At 71.4% G+C, this 5720-nt stretch carries 4 protein-coding genes; 2 read left to right on the top strand and 2 right to left on the bottom strand.

Going from position 1 to position 5720, the window contains the following annotated elements:
* Both FKV24_RS03005 and FKV24_RS03000 read left to right on the top strand, forming a co-directional pair.
* A partial coding sequence (locus FKV24_RS03005; RefSeq protein ID WP_211371763.1) for a translocation/assembly module TamB domain-containing protein occupies positions 1-1703 on the top strand: 1703 nt, incomplete at its 5' end.
* Positions 1703-2782 carry a DNA glycosylase AlkZ-like family protein gene (locus FKV24_RS03000; RefSeq protein WP_170288191.1) on the top strand — a complete coding sequence of 360 codons (1080 nt, stop codon included), beginning with the start codon at positions 1703-1705 and terminating at the stop codon, positions 2780-2782. The genes FKV24_RS03005 and FKV24_RS03000, both read left to right, overlap by 1 nt.
* A gap of 225 nt (positions 2783-3007) precedes the next feature.
* Here the strand turns inward: FKV24_RS03000 and mnmG are convergent, their stop codons facing one another.
* Together mnmG and FKV24_RS19470 are read right to left on the bottom strand one after the other, a co-directional pair.
* Entirely contained in the window at positions 3008-4900 is a 1893-nt protein-coding gene (gene mnmG, locus FKV24_RS02995; protein WP_141481162.1) for a tRNA uridine-5-carboxymethylaminomethyl(34) synthesis enzyme MnmG, read from the bottom strand.
* 631 nt (positions 4901-5531) lie between these two features.
* A partial coding sequence (locus FKV24_RS19470) for a hypothetical protein (RefSeq protein WP_211371762.1) occupies positions 5532-5720 on the bottom strand: 189 nt, incomplete at its 5' end.

Here is a 5720-nt window from a genome sequence, read left to right as displayed (position 1 = left end):
CGTTCGGCTGGGACGGCCGCAACGGACGGCTCGAGCGCGGCTGCATCGGCGCCAGCGTCGGTGGCGCGCTGTGCGTGGAGGCGGACTGGCCGCGGCGCGGCGCCAGCATCGACGGCGACGGCCTGCCGCTGAGCCTGGTCGAGAGCTACCTGCCCGAGCGCGCCGACGGGCGGCCGTGGTTCCTGCGCGGCGAGATCGCGATCGATGCGCGGCTCAGGCCGGCCGGCAACGCCTGGGAGGGCGAAGTGCGGGTCAGCTCGGCCAGCGGCGGCGCGCGCTTCCGCCGCCGCGGCGAGCGCGAGCCGCTGAACTATCGCGACCTGCGCCTGGACGCGCGCTTCGACCCGCGCCGGATCGAGGCGACCCTGGGGTCGGTGATCAACGAGGACGGGCGCCTGGACGCGAGGCTGAATACCGGCTGGGACGACTACTCGCCGCTGGACGGCGCGTTGAGCTTCAACATCGACGAACTGGTCTGGCTGGAACTGTTCTCGCCCGACATCGTCGAACCCAGCGGACTGCTGGAAGGCCGCATCGCATTGACCGGCACCCGGGGCGATCCGCGCCTGGGCGGCCAGGCGCGGCTGAGCGCGTTCAGCACCGAGGTGCCCGCGCTGGGCCTGCTGCTGCACGACGGCGACGTGCGCCTGATCGCCCAGGGCGACGGCAGCGCGCGCATCGAGGGCAGCATCGGCAGCGGCAACGGCGATGCCGGCGGCGGCGATCTGCGGGTCGACGGCGTGCTCGGCTGGACCGATGGCGGACCGCCGCTGGAACTGCGCGTGCACGGCGAGAACGTGCTGGTGTCCGATACCCGCGACCTGCACGCGGTCGCCAGTCCCGACGTGCGGGTGCGGATCGCCGCCGGCGAACCGATCACCGCGAGCGGCACGGTCACCGTGCCCAGCGCGCGGATCGAGCTGGAACACCTGGAGGGCGGGGTGTCGGCGTCGGACGACGTGGTCGTGCTCGATCCGGCCGATCCCGAGGATGGCGGCGCATCGCCGCTGGATCTGGACATCGGCATCGTGCTCGGCGACGACGTGCGTCTGAACGGTTTCGGCCTCAAGGGCAGGCTCGGCGGCCAGATGCGGGTGCGCGCGCGGCCCGGTCGCGAGATGCTCGCCAACGGCACCCTCAACGTCGGAGGCCGCTACAAGGCCTACGGCCAGGACCTGACCATCAAGCGCGGTTCGCTGGGCTGGTCGAACAACCCGGTCTCCGATCCATTGCTGGACATCCGCGCGACCCGCCAGATCGGCGACGTCACCGCCGGCGTCGACATCGGCGGCCGGGTCAGCGCGCCGAGCGTGGAGGTGTGGTCGGACCCGGCCACCACCCAGTCCGACGCGCTCGCCTACCTGACCCTGGGGCGGCCGCTGTCGAACACCAGTTCCGCCGAAAGCGAGCAGTTGACCGCCGCCAATGCCGCGCTGGCCGCCGGCGGCAGCGTGCTGGCCTCGCAGCTGGGCAGCAAGATCGGCCTCGACGATGCCGGCGCGATGGAGAGCCGCACCCTCGGCAGCGTGTTCGGTTTCGGCAAGCGGCTGTCGCCGCGGCTGTACGTCGGCTATGGCGTGTCGCTGGTCGGCAGCGGTACCGTGCTCACCCTCAAGTACCTGCTCGGACTGGGCTTCGACGTCGAGATCGAGAGCAGCACCGAGGAGAACCGGGCCTCGTTGAACTGGCGCAAGGAGAAATGATGTCCGCCGCGAAGACCACCACCGGCCTGCTGCATTCGCGCCTTGCCGCCCAGCACCTCGCGTCGGTGAAGGCCGCGAACCCGCACGCGGCGGTGACGCGCCTGCTGGCGGTACAGGCGCAGGACTACAACGCCGCGCTGTGGGCGATCGGATTGCGGGCCGATGCGGGGAGCGCCGCGGAGGTGGAGGCGGCGATATCGGCGCGGCGCATCGTCCGCACCTGGCCGATGCGCGGCACCCTGCACTTCGTCGCCGCCGAGGACGTGCGCTGGCTGCAGGCGCTGCTGGCGCCGCGCGCGCAGGCGCGCAACGATGCCCGCCACGAGCGCGAGTACGGCCTCGACGCGAAGGTGCTCAAGCACTGCCGCCAGGTGCTCGAACGGGTGCTGCGCGACGGCGAGCCGGTACCGCGCCCGGCGTTGTACCAGGCGCTGGAGGCGGCCGGGATCGCGACCGCGAGCAGCCGCGGTCTGCACATCCTGTACCGGCTCGCCCACGAAGGCCTGATCTGCCAGGGGCCGCGGCTGGGGCGCCAGCCCAGCTTCGTCTGGCTGGACGCCTGGCTGCCGCCAGCCGCGTCGTCGCCACCGTCGCGGGAGGAGGCGCTGTCCGAGCTGGCGCGGCGCTACCTGCTCGGACACGGTCCGGCGACCGCCCAGGACCTGGCCTGGTGGTCGGGGCTGACGCTGAAGGATTCGCAGGCGGCGCTACGCGGCTCGGGCGCGCAGGCGTTCGAGTCCGATGACACGCCGTACTGGCGGTCGCAGGAAGCGACCGGCTCGGCGACCGGGGCGAAGCAGGACGTGCTGCTGTTGCCGGCGTTCGACGAATACCTGCTCGGCTACAAGGACCGCACGCCGGTGCTGGATGCCGAGCATCACCGCAAGGTGTTCACGATCAACGGCATCATCCAGCCCTGCGTGATCGTCGCCGACCGCGTCGCCGGCATCTGGCCGCGGTCGCAATCGGAAGCCTTCGAGCCGACCCTGTTCCGCGGGCTCCGCGCCCCGGAAACGCGGGCCATGCAAGCGGCAGCGAAGCGCCACGCCTGCTTCTGGAGCAACCCCGGCCCCCTGTAGGAGCTGCGTGGAGGCGTGACCCAGCCCCCTGAGTCAGGGGGTGATTCGCGCGCAGCGCGAATGGGGGTGTGGGAGCGCACCGGCGGGGCCCAAGGTTTGCGCAGCAAACTTTGGGGATTCCCGGGCGCAGCCTGGGGATCGCGGCTCACGCCGCTCCTACGAGAGAAGGCCATCGCTCCTACGGACCCTGCGTCGCCGCGACCGCGGCGGTCTTGGGTACGGGAATCACGCCACCCGACTGCGGCGTTGGCGGGTCAGGTGGACCAGCAACAGCGAGATCGCCGCGGGGGTCATGCCGGGGATGCGCTGGGCCTGGCCGACGGTCTGTGGGCGCACGCGTTCGAGCTTCTGCCGCACTTCCGCCGACAGCCCGCGCACGCCGGCGTAGTCGAAACCGTCGGGGATCGCGGTGTCCTCGTGACGGCGTGCGCGTTCGATCTCCTCGCGCTGGCGATCGAGATAGCCGGAATACTTCACCTCGATCTCGACCTGTTCGGCGACCGTGGCGTCGTCGACGCCCGGGCCGATGCCGCTCACCGTCGCCAGCTTCGCGTAGTCCAGCTCGGGGCGCTTGAGCAGATCGCGGGCGTTGGTTTCGCGGCTGAGCTCGATACCCAGCGCATCGGTCAGCGCGCGCCCGAGCGGATTGTTCGGTGCCGCCCACAGCGCGCCGAGACGTTCGTTCTCGCGCGCGATCGCCTCGCGCTTGGCCTCGAAGCGCGCCCAGCGGGCGTCGTCGACCAGGCCGGACTCGCGACCGGTCGGGGTCAGGCGCAGGTCGGCGTTGTCCTCGCGCAGCTGCAGGCGGTATTCGGCGCGCGAGGTGAACATGCGGTACGGCTCGCTGGTGCCGTGCGTGGTCAGGTCGTCGACCAGCACGCCGAGATAGGCCTGGTCGCGGCGTGGCGACCAGCCGCCCTCGCCGCGCACGAAGCGCGCCGCATTGAGGCCGGCCAGCAGTCCCTGGGCCGCGGCCTCCTCGTAGCCGGTGGTGCCGTTGATCTGGCCGGCGAAGAACAGCCCGGGAACCGTCTTGGTCTCCAGGGTGGTCTTCAGTCCGCGCGGATCGAAGTAGTCGTACTCGATCGCGTAACCGGGGCGGGTGATGTGCGCGCGTTCGAATCCGCGGATGCTGCGCACCAGTTCCAGCTGCACGTCGAACGGCAGCGAGGTCGAGATGCCATTGGGGTAGATCTCGGCGACATCCAGGCCTTCGGGCTCGACGAAGATCTGGTGGCTGGCCTTCTCGGCGAAGCGCACCACCTTGTCCTCGATCGAGGGGCAGTAGCGCGGACCGGTACCCTCGATCTGGCCGGTGTACAGCGGGCTGCGGTCCAGCGCGGCGCGGATGATCTCGTGGGTGCGCTCGCGGGTATGGGTGATCCAGCACGACACCTGGCGCGGGTGGTCGGCGTCGGAGCCGATGAACGACATCACCGGGCGCGGATCGTCGCCGGGCTGCTCCTCCATCGCCGCGTAGTCGAGGGTGCGCCCGTCGATGCGCGGCGGGGTGCCGGTCTTGAGCCGGTCGACCACGAACGGCCCCTCGCGCAGGCGTGCGGCCAGCGCGACCGCGGGCGGATCGCCGGCGCGGCCGGCGGCGTAGGTGGTGGTGCCGACGTGCACCTTGCCGGCGAGGAAGGTGCCGGCGGTGAGGACCACCGCGGGCGCCTCGAAGCGCAGCCCGGTCTGGGTGACCACCGTGCGCACCGCCTCGTTGTCGGCGAACACGATGTCGTCGACCGCGGCCTGGAACACGGTCAGTCCGGGCTGGTTCTCGACCGCGCGCCGGATGAAGGCGCGATACAGATTGCGATCGGCCTGGCAGCGGGTCGCGCGCACCGCCGGCCCCTTGCTGGCGTTGAGCCGGCGCCACTGGATGCCGGCGGCATCGGCGGCGCGCGCCATGATCCCGCCCAGCGCGTCGATCTCCTTGACCAGATGGCCCTTGCCGATGCCGCCGATCGCCGGATTGCAGCTCATCGCTCCGATCGTCTCGACGCTGTGGGTCAGCAGCAGCGTGCGCGCACCGGCACGCGCCGCGGCCAGGGCGGCCTCGGTGCCGGCGTGGCCGCCACCGACCACGATCACGTCGTACTGGAAGAAGTCGTTGCTCATCGGATCTCTTGTTCGATTGCTGGAGATGCGGCCACGCGCGGTGACCAGACTCGGCCGTCGTGGCCTCGCCAGGCCCCCGGTACTCTCGGGCGCTGCTCCTGATGCGGATTCTAGGCCAGTGAGGCCCCGGCCGTCGGCCGCCGGGGCGACGATGGCGAGGGTTGGCACGCATCCTGCATCGTTACTCATGCACCCGACGGGGCAGGCGCAAGGCGCCGGCCGGAATTGGAACAGGGGCTGGCCACGTGCCCGCCGGGGAAGCAAAGGGCCGAATGTCGGGGGACGTTCGGCCCTTTTTTTGTCCTCGCATGCCCCGCGGTTCCGGGTCGCGTCGACGGCCGATGACTTGGATCGTGACAAGTCCCGCCGCCGGAATCCGTACTGACGCGTAGCGTCACCCGCCGTGCAATCGGCATCGTCGGTTCGAAAGGGCGGGGAGCACGCGGAGGAGCAAGGCGCCGACGTCCGACGGGGACGGAACAGGGGGGATCCGTGATTCCTCGCCGGACGCCGACATCGACGCTTGCAGCAGTGCGCCGACGACCGCCGGCGCTGCACCTGACCGATGTTGCGTCGCAATGCGACGCTGCGGGTCAGGCGGGGCTAGCTTGCGCCCGCCCCTGTGATTACGTCAAGCGACGGCCGTCACGGCCAGACGCGCGGTATCGGCGGTTTGGGTCAGAGTTCGCGTTCCGAGACCCGCGGCCGGTTGCCGACGGCGCGCGCGCGCGGTGCCGACGGGCGGCTCACCGGCGGCGCGCTCGTCCTGGGCTGGACCCGTGGCGGTGCGGTCGTCCTGGATTGAACCCGCGGCGGCTGG

This window comes from Marilutibacter maris (genome assembly GCF_006546735.2).
GTDB lineage: Bacteria > Pseudomonadota > Gammaproteobacteria > Xanthomonadales > Xanthomonadaceae > Marilutibacter > Marilutibacter maris.
The sequence above is the reverse complement of the archived record's forward strand: the minus strand, read 5'-3'. Positions and strand labels throughout refer to the sequence as shown.